Annotated in this window: 1 protein-coding gene; it reads left to right on the forward strand. The window is 61.0% G+C overall.

The window, feature by feature from the left end:
• Positions 1–1,067: tyrosine--tRNA ligase (tyrS, locus tag A2I95_RS41595; protein ID WP_291738114.1), on the forward strand; the 1,067-nt coding region annotated here is incomplete at both ends.

Consider the following 1,067-nt stretch of genomic DNA (forward strand, 5'->3'; position numbering starts at 1 on the left):
ACGAGGCTCTGCTGCAAGGTGTGCGCCCGGCCTATATCGGCTTTGACGCAACAGCGAAATCGCTGCACGTCGGCTCGCTCATCCAGATCATGATGCTGCGCTGGTTCCAGAAAACCGGCCATCAGCCGATCACCCTGATGGGTGGCGGCACCACCAAGGTGGGCGACCCCTCCTTCCGCGCCGACGAGCGCCCGCTGCTGACCGAGGCGCAGATTGACGACAATGTCGCCGGCATCAAGAAGGTGTTCTCCGCCTACATCGACTACGACAGCGACGTGCCGAACAAGGCGCTGATGCTGAACAACGCCGAATGGCTGGACGGTTTGAACTACCTGGAGTTCCTGCGCGACATCGGGCGGCATTTCTCGGTAAACCGGATGCTGGCGTTCGAGAGCGTGAAATCGCGCCTTGACCGCGAGCAGTCGCTGTCGTTCCTGGAATTCAACTATATGATCCTGCAGGCCTATGACTTCATGGAACTGAACAACCGCTACGGCTGCATCCTGCAGATGGGCGGCTCGGACCAATGGGGCAATATCGTCAACGGCATCGACCTCACCCGCCGCACCATCGAACACGAGGTCTATGGCCTCACCTCGCCGCTGCTGACCACCTCTGACGGCAAGAAGATGGGCAAATCGCAGGACGGTGCAGTTTGGCTCAACCCCGAGATGCGTTCCCCTTATGAGTTCTGGCAGTTCTGGCGCAACACCACCGACGCCGACGTGGGCCGGTTCCTGAAACTCTACACCGAACTTCCAGTGGAGGAGTGCGAGCGCCTCGGCGCGCTGGCAGGGTCCGAGGTCAACGCTGCAAAGGTGATCCTGGCCAATGAGGTCACCACCCTTTGCCACGGCGCCGAGGCTGCTGCGGCAGCAGAAGCAACCGCCCGCGAAGTGTTCGAGAAAGGCGGCATCGGTGACGACCTCCCCACCCTGTCGCTGTCCTCAGAGGATCTGGGCGACGGCATTTCCATTGTGCAGCTGATCGTGAAATCCGGTCTCGCCAAATCCGGCAAGGACGCCAAGCGCCTGATTTCCGAGAACGGCGCCAAGATCGACGACCAG

The sequence above is a fragment of the Leisingera sp. F5 genome (assembly GCF_001593695.1).